At 64.0% G+C, this 14,784-nt stretch carries 16 protein-coding genes; 10 read left to right on the top strand and 6 right to left on the bottom strand.

Translation table 11 applies throughout. From position 1 onward, the window contains the following. The first annotated feature begins 237 nt into the window (after positions 1-237). Positions 238-2,373, top strand: a complete 2,136-nt coding sequence (gene pnp, locus BLEFHOIH_RS10180; RefSeq protein ID WP_088344995.1) for a polyribonucleotide nucleotidyltransferase — start codon at positions 238-240, stop codon at positions 2,371-2,373. Between the two features lie 175 nt (positions 2,374-2,548). Next, positions 2,549-3,109, top strand: a complete 561-nt coding sequence (locus tag BLEFHOIH_RS10175) for a hypothetical protein (RefSeq protein ID WP_088344993.1) — start codon at positions 2,549-2,551, stop codon at positions 3,107-3,109. A gap of 4 nt (positions 3,110-3,113) precedes the next feature. Here the strand turns inward: BLEFHOIH_RS10175 and BLEFHOIH_RS26180 are convergent, their stop codons facing one another. Beyond that, positions 3,114-3,299 carry a hypothetical protein gene (locus tag BLEFHOIH_RS26180; protein ID WP_125461652.1) on the bottom strand — a complete coding sequence of 62 codons (186 nt, stop codon included), beginning with the start codon at positions 3,297-3,299 and terminating at the stop codon, positions 3,114-3,116. On the opposite strand from BLEFHOIH_RS26180, the gene BLEFHOIH_RS10170 reads away from it, so the two are divergent. Continuing rightward, complete coding sequence (locus BLEFHOIH_RS10170) at positions 3,283-3,723, top strand: hypothetical protein (RefSeq protein ID WP_088344991.1); 441 nt, start codon at positions 3,283-3,285, stop codon at positions 3,721-3,723. The two genes, BLEFHOIH_RS26180 and BLEFHOIH_RS10170, sit on opposite strands and share 17 nt — an antisense overlap. 165 nt (positions 3,724-3,888) lie before the next feature. Here the strand turns inward: BLEFHOIH_RS10170 and metW are convergent, their stop codons facing one another. Together metW and BLEFHOIH_RS10160 are read right to left on the bottom strand one after the other, a co-directional pair. Then, positions 3,889-4,530, bottom strand: a complete 642-nt coding sequence (metW, locus tag BLEFHOIH_RS10165; RefSeq protein ID WP_245296956.1) for a methionine biosynthesis protein MetW — start codon at positions 4,528-4,530, stop codon at positions 3,889-3,891. A 2-nt stretch (positions 4,531-4,532) separates the two neighbouring features. Then, positions 4,533-5,702, bottom strand: coding sequence for a homoserine O-acetyltransferase (locus BLEFHOIH_RS10160; protein ID WP_088344989.1), 1,170 nt, complete (start codon positions 5,700-5,702; stop codon positions 4,533-4,535). Positions 5,703-5,941: 239 nt separating this feature from the next. On the opposite strand from BLEFHOIH_RS10160, the gene BLEFHOIH_RS10155 reads away from it, so the two are divergent. The 7 genes from BLEFHOIH_RS10155 to BLEFHOIH_RS10125 all read left to right on the top strand — a co-directional run bounded on the left by BLEFHOIH_RS10155 (position 5,942) and on the right by BLEFHOIH_RS10125 (position 11,448). Continuing rightward, positions 5,942-7,042 carry a histidinol-phosphate transaminase gene (locus tag BLEFHOIH_RS10155; RefSeq protein ID WP_088345178.1) on the top strand — a complete coding sequence of 367 codons (1,101 nt, stop codon included), beginning with the start codon at positions 5,942-5,944 and terminating at the stop codon, positions 7,040-7,042. Beyond that, positions 7,042-7,986, top strand: a complete 945-nt coding sequence (locus BLEFHOIH_RS10150) for a prephenate/arogenate dehydrogenase family protein (protein ID WP_088344987.1) — start codon at positions 7,042-7,044, stop codon at positions 7,984-7,986. The genes BLEFHOIH_RS10155 and BLEFHOIH_RS10150 overlap by 1 nt, the downstream gene beginning before the upstream one ends. Then, positions 7,983-8,549: a gamma-glutamylcyclotransferase gene (locus BLEFHOIH_RS10145; protein ID WP_280950384.1), complete on the top strand. Its 567-nt coding sequence runs from the start codon at positions 7,983-7,985 to the stop codon at positions 8,547-8,549. Before BLEFHOIH_RS10150 ends, BLEFHOIH_RS10145 begins: the two co-directional genes overlap by 4 nt. A gap of 83 nt (positions 8,550-8,632) precedes the next feature. Continuing rightward, positions 8,633-9,358, top strand: a complete 726-nt coding sequence (locus tag BLEFHOIH_RS10140; RefSeq protein ID WP_088344985.1) for a TetR/AcrR family transcriptional regulator — start codon at positions 8,633-8,635, stop codon at positions 9,356-9,358. 22 nt (positions 9,359-9,380) lie between these two features. Continuing rightward, a complete protein-coding gene (locus BLEFHOIH_RS10135; RefSeq protein ID WP_088344983.1) occupies positions 9,381-9,737 on the top strand; it encodes a tRNA-binding protein in 357 nt (118 codons plus the stop codon). 411 nt (positions 9,738-10,148) lie between these two features. After that, positions 10,149-10,691, top strand: coding sequence for an SET domain-containing protein (locus BLEFHOIH_RS10130; protein ID WP_088344981.1), 543 nt, complete (start codon positions 10,149-10,151; stop codon positions 10,689-10,691). Positions 10,692-11,022: 331 nt separating this feature from the next. Beyond that, positions 11,023-11,448, top strand: a complete 426-nt coding sequence (locus BLEFHOIH_RS10125; RefSeq protein WP_088344978.1) for an SET domain-containing protein-lysine N-methyltransferase — start codon at positions 11,023-11,025, stop codon at positions 11,446-11,448. 13 nt (positions 11,449-11,461) lie between these two features. Here BLEFHOIH_RS10125 and dxs read toward each other — a convergent pair whose 3' ends face one another. From dxs to BLEFHOIH_RS10110, 3 genes are all read right to left on the bottom strand, one after another. Continuing rightward, on the bottom strand, positions 11,462-13,384 hold the full coding sequence (gene dxs, locus BLEFHOIH_RS10120; protein ID WP_088344976.1) for a 1-deoxy-D-xylulose-5-phosphate synthase: 1,923 nt from the start codon (positions 13,382-13,384) through the stop codon (positions 11,462-11,464). A 135-nt stretch (positions 13,385-13,519) separates the two neighbouring features. Then, positions 13,520-13,780 carry an exodeoxyribonuclease VII small subunit gene (locus BLEFHOIH_RS10115; protein ID WP_088344974.1) on the bottom strand — a complete coding sequence of 87 codons (261 nt, stop codon included), beginning with the start codon at positions 13,778-13,780 and terminating at the stop codon, positions 13,520-13,522. Positions 13,781-13,822: 42 nt separating this feature from the next. Next, a complete protein-coding gene (locus BLEFHOIH_RS10110) occupies positions 13,823-14,758 on the bottom strand; it encodes a histone deacetylase family protein (protein ID WP_088344972.1) in 936 nt (311 codons plus the stop codon). Positions 14,759-14,784 lie beyond the last annotated feature (26 nt).

Raw genomic sequence — 14,784 nt, 5'->3', positions numbered from 1 at the left:
CGCCGTGGTGGCTGCGTTTGTCGGCCGCCGCGGCTATTGTCGTTGGCGCTGAAACAAGAGCAAAGCAAGGGGCTTAAGCCGGGCCGCCTCGTCACTTTCCTGAGGGTAGCTGCGGAAAGACACAGTCAACACTATTCTCCGGCGACAAATTCGGCTAAGGCTATGCGCGCTAAATAGCGAATGAAACAAACTCCCAGCGCAATCCAGCGCTTGAGACGAACTATCGGAATTTGAAGAATGTTCGAAATACATCGTGAAGAAATCACCTGGGCCGGCCGCCCGCTGAAATTCGAGACGGGCCGCATTGCCCGCCAGGCGACCGGCGCGGTGCTGGTCCAATATGGCGACACCACCGTTCTCGCCACCGTGGTTGCTGAAAAAGCGCCCAAGCCCGGTCTGGATTTCTTCCCACTCACCGTTCACTACCAGGAAAAGACCTATGCCGCCGGCAAGATCCCGGGCGGCTTTTTCAAGCGCGAAGGCCGCCCCAGCGAGCGCGAGACACTGGTCTCCCGCCTGATCGATCGCCCGGTGCGTCCCCTTTTCGCCGACGGTTTCCGCAATGAGGTGCAGATCATCGCGACGGTCCTTTCGCACGATCTCGAAAGCGAACCCGATGTGGTGGCGCTGATCGCCGCCTCCGCCGCACTTACCCTTTCCGGCGTTCCCTTCATGGGGCCGGTCGGCGCGGCCAAAGTCGCCTATATCAACGGCGAATATGTGCTCAACCCCACGGTCGACCAGCTTAAGGACACTGACCTCGAACTGGTCGTCGCCGGCACCAGCGACGCCGTTCTGATGGTGGAATCCGAGGCCAAGGAACTGTCCGAGGAAGTCATGCTCGGCGCCGTCATGTTCGGCCATGAGAGCTTCCAGCCGGTGATCGACGCCATCATCCGCCTCGCCGAGAACGCCGCGAAAGAGCCTTGGGACATCAAGGAACAGGTCGTCAGCGAATTCGAGGCCAAAGTTCGCAAGCTGGCCGAGAAGGAGCTGAAGAAGGCCTATGCGATCCCCGCCAAGACCGAGCGCCAGCTCAAGGTCGCCGAGGTCAAGGCCAAGGTTCTGGAAGAGCTGGTGACCGCCGATTCCGATCCCTCGCTGCAAAGCGAGATCAGCGGCGTGCTCAAATCGCTCGAAAAGAGCGTCGTGCGCGGCAATATCCTGAAGACCGGCAAGCGCATCGACGGGCGCGATCTCTCCACCGTCCGCCAGATCGTTTCCGAGGTCGGCGTGCTGCCGCGCACGCACGGCTCGGCGCTGTTCACGCGCGGCGAGACCCAGGCACTCTGCGTCGCGACGCTCGGCACCGGCGAGGATGAGCAGTGGGTCGATGCGCTGGAAGGCACCTATAAGGAAAACTTCCTGCTGCATTACAATTTCCCGCCCTTCTCGGTCGGCGAGACCGGCCGCATGGGCGGCCCCGGCCGGCGCGAAGTCGGCCATGGCAAGCTCGCCTGGCGCGCGCTGCACCCGGTGCTGCCGCCCAAGGAGCAGTTCCCCTACACGCTGCGCATCGTTTCCGAGATCACCGAGTCGAACGGCTCCTCCTCGATGGCGACGGTTTGCGGCTCCTCGCTGGCGCTGATGGATGCTGGCGTGCCACTGGTGCGTCCGGTTGCCGGCATCGCCATGGGCCTGATCAAGGAGGGCGATGAATTCGCCGTGCTCTCGGACATCCTGGGCGACGAGGACCATCTTGGCGACATGGATTTCAAGGTCGCCGGCACCGCGAACGGCATCACCTCACTGCAGATGGATATCAAGATCACCGGCATCACCGCCGAGATCATGAAGATCGCCCTGGAACAGGCCATGGGCGGCCGCATCCACATTCTGAACGAGATGTCCAAGGCGCTGCAGACGCCGCGCTCCTCGCTCGGCGAACATGCCCCGCGCATCGAAATGATCACCATCCCGACGGATAAGATCCGCGAAGTGATCGGCTCGGGCGGCTCGGTCATCCGCGGCATCGTCGAGGAAACCGGCGCCAAGATCGACATCAGCGACGACGGCACCGTGAAGGTTGCGGCCTCCAACCAGAAGTCGATCGAGGACGCGCTGAACCGCATCAAGTCGATCGCCTCCGAGCCGGAAGTCGGCACGGTCTATAAGGGCAAGGTCGTGAAGATCGTCGAATTCGGCGCCTTCGTGAACTTCTTCGGCGCCCGCGACGGCCTCGTCCACGTCTCCCAGCTCGCCGCCGACCGCGTCAAGCAGGTCAAGGACGTGGTCAAGGAAGGCCAGGAAGTCTACGTCAAGCTGATGGGCTTCGACGATCGCGGCAAGGTGCGCCTGTCGATGAAGGTCGTCGACCAGACCACCGGCCAGGAAATCGCCCAGTCCTCGGACGCGGAAGCGGCCACTGGCTGAGCCTGACGGCCTCTCCCCAGGGAGGCCGGCCAAAGATTTCTGCAAGATTAGAAAGCGCCGCGGCATCGCCCGGCGCTTTTTTGCATTGTGCCGCCCGATGGAACTGCCGGGAGCGCTACGAATTATCCTACCGAGATCCCCGCGCGCCAATCCGCGTCCCCCATCGGAGGTAAGAATGAAGCCCACGCCAAAATCCGTTAACGAACCTCGATATTCCGGTTCCGGCAACCGCGCCAACTCGACCAACAGTGCCGGCACCAACTCCGTCGCGCGCCGTCCGCGCCAGCAATCGAGCGGCCGTATCAGCCCCTGGCTGCCCATCGCGCTGGCTGGCTTTGCGCTTCTCGTCGTCGCCCGCGCGGCAGCCGCCCAAGAGCGGCACCGTCCCTGGCATGACCGCCTGCTCTCCCAGGCCAATAACCGCTGGCAAGGCATCTGGCCGGATCTGCGCGACACCGCCGAGGAAACCGGCTCGCGCGCCAAAAGCTGGTTCTACGACAACGCACCGTCGCGCCGCTCGATCTCCGACTTCTTCTCGTCCAGCAGCGACTGGCTGCCCGACGCCAATGTCAACAAGCGCCGTCTGATGGCGAATTTCGACTGGAGCAACCCGCCGCGCTGGCTCCGCGACATCGACCTGTCGACCTCGGGCAAGCGCCGCCGCTTCATCCGCGACTTGAAGCGCTATGGCAGCCGCCAGAGCGACAGCCTGATGTCCAGCCTCGGACTGCGCTAGGCGCTCAGGCTCCCGACGAATCAACAAACCGCCAGCCCTCGCTGGCGGTTTTGCCATGTCCGCGCCCTTTGAAGAAAATTGTAGATAGCTCCGGGCGCCCCAGTTTCACGCCTTGCGCTTTCCGCCGAACAGCAAAAAGCTCGGCATCAGTTTTTTGGCGCAGGGGAATTTCGATGTTCACATGGCTCATGGGCGCGTGGCTGCTCTACCACATCATTGCCGGCCTGCATCTCTATAATGGCGGCCCGGTCGCGACCGGCGCCAACGAAGCTTTTCTGCATGAGAGCCTGTATGTGCTCGACCTCGGCAGCCTGATCGGCGCGAGCGGGCCGGCATTCGTCATCACCTATGGCGCCATCATCACTTTCGGCATCCTGGTGGCGCTCTATCTGGAGATGGGCCGCATGGTGCGCTACGGCGTCGAGCGCAATTTCACCGGCAGCCAATATGACCTCTATGGCTCGATCCTCTTGCTGGTCGTCACCAGCATCGAGCTGTTCTTCGTGCCGCTGGCCTGGACCTCGGTTTTCGTGATCCTGTTCTTCGCCAGCATCATGGATGTGATGATCCATGTCCGCTATCTGCACCATTTCGTCGGCGCGAAGCGGGCTTAAGCAGGGGTCAAATCCTCCGCCGCCCCGGCCGTCAGAGCCGGGGCCTACTCGCCTCACCTCTTTCCCGCAGTGCCCGCGGATCGATGATTTGGTCCCGGCTCACCGCTTCGCGGTGTCCGGGACGACGAGGAGGAGAGGTTCGTCGAAAAGCTGGTTGCCGGCGCGCTACTCCGTGCCGTTCCGCGTCAGCAAAAACACCGCCTGCTCGCCGATCAGATTGTGCCAGGCGAGCGGCAGGTTCAGGCCCATGCGCTTGCCATAGGCGTTCAGCGCCACGGTCCGCTCGACCTTGGCGTCGACGGCCTCGGACAGCGCCAGAAAATCCTTGATCGTGCAATAGTGGATGTTCTGGGTCTCGTGCCAGGATTCGGGCAGGTTCGGCGTCACCGGCATCCGGCCATGCATGAGAAATTGCAGCCGGATGCGCCAATGGCCGAAATTGGGGAACGACACGATCGCGTGCCGCCCGATCCGGAGAAGCTGCTCCAGCACGTGGCGCGGATGCCGTGTCGCCTGCAAGGTTTGGCTTAGGATGGCGTAGTCGAAGCTCTTATCCGGGAAATGCACCAGATCACGGTCGGCGTCGCCTTGGATCACGGACAGGCCGCGCGCCACGCACAGATTCACGTTCGACTGGCTCAGCTCGATGCCGCGCCCGTCGACGTCGCGATTGACCTCCAGCAGCGACAACAGTTCGCCGTCGCCGCAGCCGATGTCGAGCACGCGGGCGCCCCGCGTCACCATCTCCGCGATCAGCAAATGGTCGACGCGGGCCGGGACCAGCGGGATAGTGTTCAGCGCGCGCAAGGTTAGGCGCTCGCCAGGATGCGCGCCGGCGCGGGCGCGATGCCGCGGCGCGCGGCTGCGGCGTTCAGGAAGCCCGAGACGGTGCCGAACAATTCCGGCTCGTCCAGCAGGAAGGCATCGTGCCCCTTGTCGGATTCGATCTCGACGAAGCTGACATTGGCGGCGACGGAATTCAGCGCCCGCACGATCTCGCGGCTGTCGCGGGTCGGATAGAGCCAATCGCTGGTGAAGGAAATCACGCAGAAGCGCGTCTTGATGTCGGCAAAGGCATTGGCCAGCGTGCCGCCGTGGTCGGCGGCGAGGTCGAAATAATCCATGGCGCGGGTGATGTATAAATAGGAATTGGCGTCAAAGCGGTCGACGAAGGTCGAGCCCTGGTAGCGCAGATAGCTCTCCACCTGGAAATCGGCGTCGAAGCCGAAGGTCAGCGTCTCGCGGTCCTGCAGCTTGCGGCCGAATTTCTCGTGCAGCGCCTTGGAGGACAGATAGGTGATATGCGCGGCCATGCGCGCGACCGACAGGCCCTTGCGGGGCAACACGCCCTCGTCGAGATAGCGGCCGCCGCGCCAGTCCGGATCGGCCATCACGGCCTGCCGGCCGACCTCGTGGAAGGCGATGTTCTGCGAGGAGTGGCGGGGGGCGGAGGCGATCGGCACGGCGCAAAACACCTTGTCGCCGTAGCTCGCCGCCCATTCCAGCACCTGCATGCCGCCCATCGAGCCGCCGATGACGCAGAACAGGCTGTCAATGCCGAGCCGCTCGATCAAACGCGCCTGCGCGCGCACCATGTCGCGGATGGTGATGACCGGGAAATCCAGCCCATAGACCCTGTTGGTGCGCGGATTGAGCGAAGCCGGCCCTGTCGAGCCCATGCAGCCGCCGATGATGTTCGGGCAGATGACGAAATAGCGGTCCGTATCGACCGGCTTGCCGGGGCCGACCATGGTCGCCCACCAGCCGGGTTTGCCGGTGACGGGATGCGTGCCGACGACATATTGATCGCCGGTCAGCGCGTGGCAGACCACGACCGCGTTGGATTTGTCCGCGTTCAGCGTGCCGTAGGTCTGATAGGCGATGGAATAAGGCGCGAGCATAGCGCCGCTATCCAGGGGAAGCGGTTCATCCTCGGAGAAATGCGCAATATCACACTGCGCCGTCGACGCCTGCGCCATATGCTATGGAGCCTCCCTCAGCCGACCCGGCCACCACCACAGGATTTTCGCGCGGGGGGCCGGGCGCGCGCGAAGGCTGCACGAAATTGGGGCAGCGCTTTGATGGTTAGCTAGGGTGTCGGCAGCTAAAGTCAATCTTTTCTTTGCATTCGACGCCATCCGATCCTATGAGTTCCGGCTGCTGCGGGCCATGTTAGGGTGAGCCCCGCGGCAAAAGATTTAAGGAGAGGGACGTGTCTCTGGCGCAAGGGCCGCAAGCGCGGCCGGGTGTATTCGAGATCGACGCCTATGTGCCGGGGCGCAGCAAGCTCCCTGGCGCCGGGCCGGTCATAAAACTGTCCTCCAACGAGACGCCGTTCGGTGCGAGCCCGGCGGCGGTCGCGGCATTTCGCGAGGCCGCCGGCCAGCTCGACCGCTATCCGGACGGCTCGGCGACGGCGCTGCGTCAGGCGCTCGGCACGTTTTACGGCTTGAACCCAGATCATCTGGTCTGCGGCGCGGGCTCGGACGAGCTGTTCCACCTGCTGGCCCAGGCCTATCTCGCGACCGGCGACGAGGCGATCTACACCGAGCACGGATTTCTGGTCTACAAGATCGTCATCCTGGCGGCGGGAGCAACGCCGGTCGTCGTGCCGGAGACGGATTTCTGCGCCAATGTAGATGCGATCCTGGCGGCGGTCACGCCGCGCACGCGCGCCGTCTTCATCGCCAATCCGAACAACCCGACCGGCACCTATGTCGCCTTCGGCGAGATCCGCCGCCTGCGCAAGGGCCTGCCCGACAACGTGCTGCTGGTGCTCGACGGCGCCTATGCGGAATATGTGAACCGCAATGATTACGAAGCGGGCATCGAGCTGGTCGCGACCACGCCGAACACCGTGATGACGCGGACCTTTTCGAAGATCTTCGGGCTGGCGAGCGCGCGCGTCGGCTGGGTCTACTGCCCCGCCGAAATCGCCTCCGCGCTGAACCGGATTCGCGGGCCCTTCAATCTCGCCGGGCCCAGCATGTCCGCCGCCATTGCCGCGCTGGACGACCGCGCGCATATCGAGCGCTCGAAGGCGCATAATAGCGAATGGCTGGAATGGCTGGCGAAGGAGATCCGGGCGCTCGGCATTCCCGTCACCGACAGCGCGGCGAATTTCCTGCTGCTGCATTTCGCCGATACGCCCGGCAAGACCGCCGCCGATGCCGACGCCTTCCTGGGCGGCCGCCGCATCATTACGCGGCGGCTCGAAGCTTACGGCATTCCGCAGGGCATCCGCCTGACGGTCGGGCTCGAGGATCATAACCGCGCCGTCGTCGCGGCGCTCAGCGATTTCATGAAAGGCGGGCATTGATGCCGGGCCCACATTTCGACCATGTCGCGCTGATCGGCCTCGGCCTGATCGGCTCCTCGATCAGCCATGCGATCCGGCGCGGCGGCCTCGCCAAGCGCATCACCGGCGCGGCGCGCTCGGAAGAGACGCGCAAAATCGCCGAGCGCATCAAGCTGTGCGACGCCGTCTATGCCGACCCGGCGGAAGCCGTGGCTGGCGCCGATCTCGTCATCATCTGCACGCCGGTCGGCGCTTTCGGGCCGGTCGCCGAGGCGATCCGCCCGGCGCTGAAGCCCGGCGCCATCATCTCCGACGCCGGCTCGGTGAAGACCGCCGCCGTGCGCGACATCGGCCCGCATATTCCCGAGGGCGTGCATTTCATTCCCGGCCACCCGATCGCGGGCACGGAACATTCCGGCCCCGAATCCGGCTTTGCCGAATTGTTCGACGGCCGCTGGTGCATCCTGACGCCGCTGCCCGGCGCCGAGCCGGAACCCGTCGCCAGGCTGAAGCGCTTCTGGGAGGCTTGCGGCGCCTCGGTCGAGATCATGACGGCCGAGCATCATGACCTCGTGCTCGCCATAACCAGCCACGTGCCGCATCTGATCGCCTACAATATCGTCGGCACGGCCTCCGATCTGGAGAAGGTGACGGAGAAGGAAGTCGTCAAATTCTCGGCCAGCGGCTTCCGCGATTTCACCCGCATCGCCGCCTCCGACCCCACCATGTGGCGCGACATCTTCCTCAACAACAAGGAAGCCGTGCTGGAGATGCTGGGCCGCTTCAACGAAGACCTCGCCGCCCTGCAGCGCGCCATCCGCTGGGGCGACGGCGATGCGCTGTTCGACCTGTTCACCAAGACGCGGGCGATCCGGCGGGCCATCATCGAGGCCGGCCAGGAAACGCCGGCCCCGGATTTCGGGCGTCCGCATGGCGCGACGGCCGAGAAGAAAAAATCGGCGTGAGCGCGGGCGGCGGCCTCTGGGTGTTCGGCTACGGCTCGCTGATGTGGCGGCCGGGTTTTCCCTATGAGGAGCGCCAGCACGCCATTTTCCCCGGCGGCCACCGGGCTCTGTGCATCTACTCGCATGTGCATCGCGGCACGAAAGCGGTTCCGGGGCTGGTGCTCGGCCTCGATGCGGGCGGCCGCTGCGAAGGCATCGCCTACCGCGTCGCCGATCGTGATATCCGCGCGACGCTCGCCTATCTGCGCCGGCGCGAGCAAGCCAACAATGTCTACCGCGCCGTCAATCGCAGCATCCTCCTGACCGCCAGGGACGGCGAGGACGTCCGCGCGCTTTGCTACATGGTCAACCGCCATCACCGGCAATATGCGGGCGACCTGCCGCTCGAAGTCCAGGCGCGGCTGGTGCGTCAGGGGCGCGGCCGCTCCGGCATCAATATCGATTATGTGGTAAACACGGTGCGGCACTTACGCGAATGCGGGATTTTCGACCGCCGCCTCGAAGCGCTGGTGAACAAGCTCGGCCACCACCGCGAACTCGGCCCATTTCGGCCTTTAAGTTGAACCCCGAAGCCATTAAGTGATGGTGACGGACCGCCCCCTTGGGAGCGGCCGAGCCTGAACCGCGGGATCACGGGAGCCAAGCCATGCTGGACCTCACGAGCATCAGGGGAAAGATCGTCGACGCAGCCTTGCGCCTTGCCGCCAGCAAAGGCTGGGACGGGCTGAGCCTCGACCAGATCGCCAACGAAGCCGGCGTCGGCCTCGCCCAGTTCCGCAAGGAATTCTCTTCCAAGGCGCATATTCTGGCCGCCTATACGCGCAGCATCGATGACGCCGTGCTGGCCAAGATCAGCCCCGCCGATGCGGCCCTTGCCCCGCGCGACCGGCTGTTCGACGTGCTGATGACCCGCTTCGAGCTGATGGCGCCGCATAAGGCAGGCCTCGCCCGCATTAAAGACGATCTGCAATACCGGCCCGGCGAAAGCCTCGCGCAGTTCGGGGTCGCGGCCCGCTCGCTCTACTGGATGCTGGCCGCCGCCGGCATCGACGCCGAAGGCACGCGCGGCGCGCTGCGGCTGCCGGGTATCATGGGCATTTATGCCCGCGTCTTCGACATCTGGCTGGAAGACACCGATCCCGGCCTTGCCCGCACCATGGCGGCCCTCGACAGCCGCCTGCGGCGCGGCGAGCGCGTCATGCAGCGCACCGACGACATCGGCGCGGCGGCGAAGCGGATGTTCAACAGCATCGTCCCGTCCCGGCGCGAGCGCGCCTCGGCCGGCGCGCCCGAGACTGCGGCCGCCCCCGCCCCATCACCCAACGGGCACACGCCGGGCGGCGGCGAACCCGGTCCAGCGCCTGCCCTCTAGCCACGGACAACAGAGCCCGAGCATGACCGAAACAGAGCCGCGCGGCACCATCAGCTTTGCCGATTTCGAGGCCGTGGATATCCGTGTCGGCACAATTGTCGACGCGCAGGCCTTTCCCGAAGCGCGCAAACCCGCGATCAAGATCTGGATCGATTTCGGGCCGGAGATCGGCGTCAAGAAAAGCTCGGCCCAGATCACCAGGCATTACGCACCGGATACGCTGAAAGGCCGGCAGGTCGCGGCGGTGGTCAATTTCCCGCCGCGCCAGATCGGCAAATTCCTCTCCGAAGTGCTCACGCTCGGCTTTCCCGACGAGGAGGGCGGCGTCGTGCTGATCGGGCCGAGTCTCGCCGTCCCCAATGGCGGCAAGCTGTTTTGACGCAGCGGGCGCCGTGCCAAAACCGTTGCCGGTGCTCGCCATTTGCTTATGGGTAAGTTCCGCAGGCCGATTTTTCGTAATCGCCTCTGCTGCGCTTCTGTGTTAATGCATGAGTTTAGCGAAGTTTTCGCCGCGCCCTGGAGGCACGCACGATCATGCCACAACGCGAAAGCGGCTTGGTCCGGACCGAATGAAACCGAAAGACCGGCATAGTCACTGGCGGCTTATCTGGCGTCAGGGCGCCTGGCAGAGTTTTACCTTTTTTGGATCACGCCATCGATTGTCGGCCCAATGCCGGTCGTCGAAATTGCGGTGCTGATCTTTGATTTCCGCCTCGCGCGCCCACGCTCCCCGCGTGGGTGACATAATCCCAACCACAACGAATTGCTGCTTTCCTTCGGTGAATCATCGATGCAATCCGAGTTGGCCGAGCCTGCCTTAGCGCAGCGCTCATTCTCCTATTTGTCCCCTAAATGCTACGTCGTCGGCGCCACCGCCAAGGGCGGTCATGCCGTCATCGCGCGCGAGCCGATCCCGGCGGGCGAACTCATCGGCGTCTGGAGCGGACGCATCGTCTCCTGGGAGGAGTTGCCCTTCCTGTCGGCGATCCTGAAGACCTACACCGTGCAGGTCGAGGAGGGGCTGTACCTCACTTCCTTCGACGCCGGCGAGCCGCCGGACTATGTCAACCATTGCTGCGAGCCCAATACCGGGCTCTCCGGCCAGATCTCGCTGGTGGCGATGCGCAACATCCTGCCGGGCGAAGAAATCACCTTCGATTACGCCATGGCGGACGGCTCGTCCTATGACGAGTTTTTCTGCAGTTGCGGAGCGCGCAATTGCCGGGGCCGGATCACCGGCAATGACTGGCGCGATCCCGCGCTATGGGACCGTTATCATGGGTTTTTCTCGCCCTACCTGCAGCGGCGGATCGACCGGCTGCGGCGGCGCTGACGGGTGCGGCCGGCCGGCCCATCCGTCAAAAAAAGCCGACAGTTGTTTTTTCGCTTTACATACGCGTTTATACGGCATAACGGTGACCACTTTTGACGGTCGGCCGACCGCTGGCCGTCGGAATCTCAGTCTCCGCAGCATGAAACTCAGCGGAATCTGAGTGAACCGCAGTCGAGTATTGAATCTATGAGCGTTTTTGCAGCAAAACTACTGATGTCGCGTGATGGGTTCGCCCTTTATATCGCGCATGGAAATATTGAGAGCTTGAAGTGCTGATGCACGTGAAATTACCGCGACCCAACCCCGAACCCATATGAGGAATCAGTAGAAAATGATGCTTGTCCGCACGTATGTTGCTCCCAGCCAGATTGAAGGCTTGGGCGTCTACGCAGATGAGTTCATCCCTTCGGGCACGCTGATCTGGCAATTCAACCCGAAATTCATTGCGAGCTTCTCGCCTAGCGATATAGAAGAGCTCCCGCCCCATACCAGGGAGTTCGTCGAAAAATATTCATTTCCCCATGTCGAGAACGGCAACCATCTCGTGATCGAGTTGGATAATGGCCGGTTCATGAACCATACGGAGCAGCCGAACACGGATTTCACCGAGTTCAGCCAAGGCTACGCCATTCGCGATATTGCCGCCGGTGAGGAGATCACCTGCAATTATTACGAATTCGACCCGAGCTTTGCCGGGGCCTTCAACACGACCTATTCAGGGACGCAGCAAAACGGCCATATCGCCGGCCAAAGCTGAGTCCCCCGCCGCATCAGGCGTTGAAATCGGCCTCGGCCCTTGGCGAAAGCGAAAGGGCCGAGAACACGCTGCGCACGATTCCCGCTCCGTCCAGCCCAGCCTGCTCATACATGCGCTCCGGCTTGTCCTGATCGATGAAGCGGTCGGGCAAGGTCAGCGTGCGGATCTTCAGGCCGCGGTCCAGAAGGCCGTCCGCCGAGAGGAAATGCAGCAATTGCGCGCCGAAGCCGCCGGTCGAGCCTTCCTCGATGCTCACCACCACCTCGTGATGGGCGCAAAGCTGGCGGATCAGCGCTTCATCGAGCGGCTTGGCGAAGCGGGCGTCCGCCACCGTGGTCGAGAGGCCGCGCGCGGAAAGCTGGTCGGCGGCGGTCAGGCATTCGGCGAGGCGACCGCCGAAGGATAACAGCGCCACCGCCGTGCCCTCGCGCAGGATACGGCCGCGCCCGATCTCCAGGGGCGTGCCTTCCTCGGGCATGTCCAGCCCCCAGCCTTCGCCGCGCGGATAGCGGAAGGCGGACGGGCCGTCATCGATGGCGGCGGCCGTCGCCACCATGTGGCGCAACTCGACCTCATCGGCGGCGGCCATGACCACGAAACCCGGCAGGCAGCTCAGATAGGCGACGTCGAAGGAGCCGGCATGGGTCGGCCCGTCGGCGCCGACGAGACCGGCGCGGTCGATGGCGAAGCGCACCGGCAAATGCTGCACGGCGACATCGTGCACGACCTGATCGTAGGCACGCTGCAGGAAGGTCGAATAGATCGCGGCGAACGGCTTATAGCCCTCGGTCGCAAGGCCTGCGGCGAAGGTGACGCCATGCTGCTCCGCGATGCCGACATCGAAACAGCGATCGGGGAATTCGCGCCCGAACAGGTCGAGCCCGGTGCCCGCGGGCATGGCGGCGGTCACGGCAACGATCTTGTCGTCCTTGCGCGCCTCCTGGATCAGGCTTTGCGCAAAGACCTTCGTGTAGCTCGGCGCGTTCGGCTTGGCGACGGCCTGCGCCCCGGTGATGACGTTGAACTTGTTGACCCCGTGATATTTGTCCGGGGACTTCTCCGCCGGGGCGTAGCCCTTGCCCTTCTGGGTGACGACGTGGATCAGCACCGGCCCGACATCGGCGTCGCGCACATTGCGCAGTACCGGGATCAGATGATCCAGATTATGGCCGTCGACCGGGCCGACATAATAGAAGCCGAGTTCCTCGAACAACACGCCGCCGGCCCAGAAGCTGCGGGTGTATTCCTCGGCGCGGGCGGCGCGGCGCTCCCAGTCCTTGGGCAGGCGCTTGGCGAGCTGCTTCACGAAATCGCGAATGGCCAGATAGGTGTGGCTGGAATTGATGCGCGCGAGATAAGCGCTCAGCGCGCCGACCGGCGGGGCGATCGACATGTCGTTGTCGTTGAGGATGACGATCAGCCGCTTGTCCATGGCGCCGGCATTGTTCATCGCCTCATAGGCCATGCCCGCGCTCATGGCGCCGTCGCCGATCACGGCGATGACGTGGTTCTTTCGCCCCTCGAGGTCGCGCGCCACGGCCATGCCGAGCCCGGCCGAAATTGAGGTCGAGGAATGGCCCGCGCCGAACGTGTCATACTCGCTTTCGGCGCGCTTGGTGAAACCGGCGAGCCCGCCGCCCTGACGCAGCGTGCGGATGCGGTCGCGGCGGCCGGTCAGGATTTTGTGCGGATAGGCCTGGTGGCCGACGTCCCAGAGGATGCGGTCGTCCGGCGTGTCGAACAGGTAATGCAGCGCGACGGTCAGCTCGACGACGCCGAGCCCCGCGCCCAGATGGCCGCCGGTCACCGACACGGCGTCGATCGTCTCCTGCCGCAACTCCCCGGCGATTTGAATGAGATCCTTCTCGGTAAATTTGCGCAGGTCGGAGGGGATTTTGATTTGATCGAGAAGCGGTGTCTTACTCGGAACCGTCACGAGGCAGTCTCCTCAAAAGTAAGCCGGCCCGGTCGGGGTCGGCCATATCCTCGTGATTAGACCCCAATCTTCGCCTCAAAATCACGGAAATTATGCCGTAACACTGTCATAATTGCCTTTTTATGAGACGAAATGTCACTGTCCGGCTTCCAATGGCACGCTGCCATTCGGCGCGCCTTGGGCATCCAAGGTGATCTTTTCAACCTTCGCCTCGATGCGCTGAAGCAGGCGTTCGCAATGCGCACGCAGGGCTTCGCCGCGTTCGTAGAGCGAAATGGACGGCTCCAGCTCGACGTCGCCGCGCTCGAGCTTGCCAACGATGGTTTCTAGCTCCTTAAGCGCCTGCTCGAAACTCAGCGCCTGAATGTCCTCATGAGTGGCAGGTGGCTTTGCCATGGAAATCCTTTCTCAGCGTTATTCTTGGCGCCGGTGCGCCGCTCAGCGCCCGGCATCCATAAGCGCGGCGACATGCACGGCAGTCGAACGGGCGAGCCCGTTGAGGCTATAGCCGCCTTCCAGCATCGAGACGATGCGCCCGCCCGACCATTTCTGCGCGACCTCGGCAAGCTGATAGGTGACCCAGGAAAAATCCTCCTCGACGAGGTTGATCTCGGCGAGCGGGTCTTCCTGATGGGCGTCGAAGCCGGCGGAGAGGATCAAGAGGTCGGGCGCGAAATTCACCAGCGACGGCAGGATCAGATCCTTGTAGGCGGCGCGGAATTCGCGGCCGCCGTCGCCCGCCCGCAGCGGCGCGTTGACGATGTTGCCGGCAACGCCCGTCTCCCCCGTCCGCCCGGTCCCGGGATAGAAGGGCGACTGGTGGCTGGAGGCGTAGAACAGGTTCTTCTCCGACCAGAAGGCGGCCTGCGTGCCATTGCCGTGATGCACGTCGAAATCGACGACGGCGACGCGCTCGGCGCCGTGCTTGGCGCGCGCATATTCGGCGGCGATGGCGGCGCTGTTGAAGATGCAGAAGCCCATGGCGCGGCTCGGCTCGGCGTGATGGCCGGGCGGGCGGACGCCGCAAAAGGCGTTCTGCACCTCGCCCGTCATCACCGCATCGACGGCGCGGGTGCCCGCGCCCACGGCGTGCAGAATGACGTTGAGCGTGCCGGGCGACATCGGCGTATCGCCGTCCAGATAGACCAGGCCGCGCGCCGGCGCGACGTTCTTGATGGCCTCGATATAGGCACGCGGATGGACGCGCGCGATGTCCTCCTCGGCGCCCTCGGGGGCCTCCTCGCGGATGAGCGCGTCGAACGTCTCATGGGCGAGCACTTTTTCGACCGCGCGGATGCGGTCCGGCCGCTCCGGATGGCCGGGGCCGGTGTCGTGCTCCACGAGGCAGGGATGGGTGAGGTAGAGTGTCGCCATGGGGCTAGGTGACCATGCTTTGCAAG

The organism is Rhodomicrobium sp. R_RK_3 (assembly GCF_002198715.1).
In the GTDB taxonomy this organism is placed as follows: Bacteria; Pseudomonadota; Alphaproteobacteria; order Rhizobiales; family Rhodomicrobiaceae; genus R-RK-3.
The sequence above is the reverse complement of the archived record's forward strand: the minus strand, read 5'-3'. Positions and strand labels throughout refer to the sequence as shown.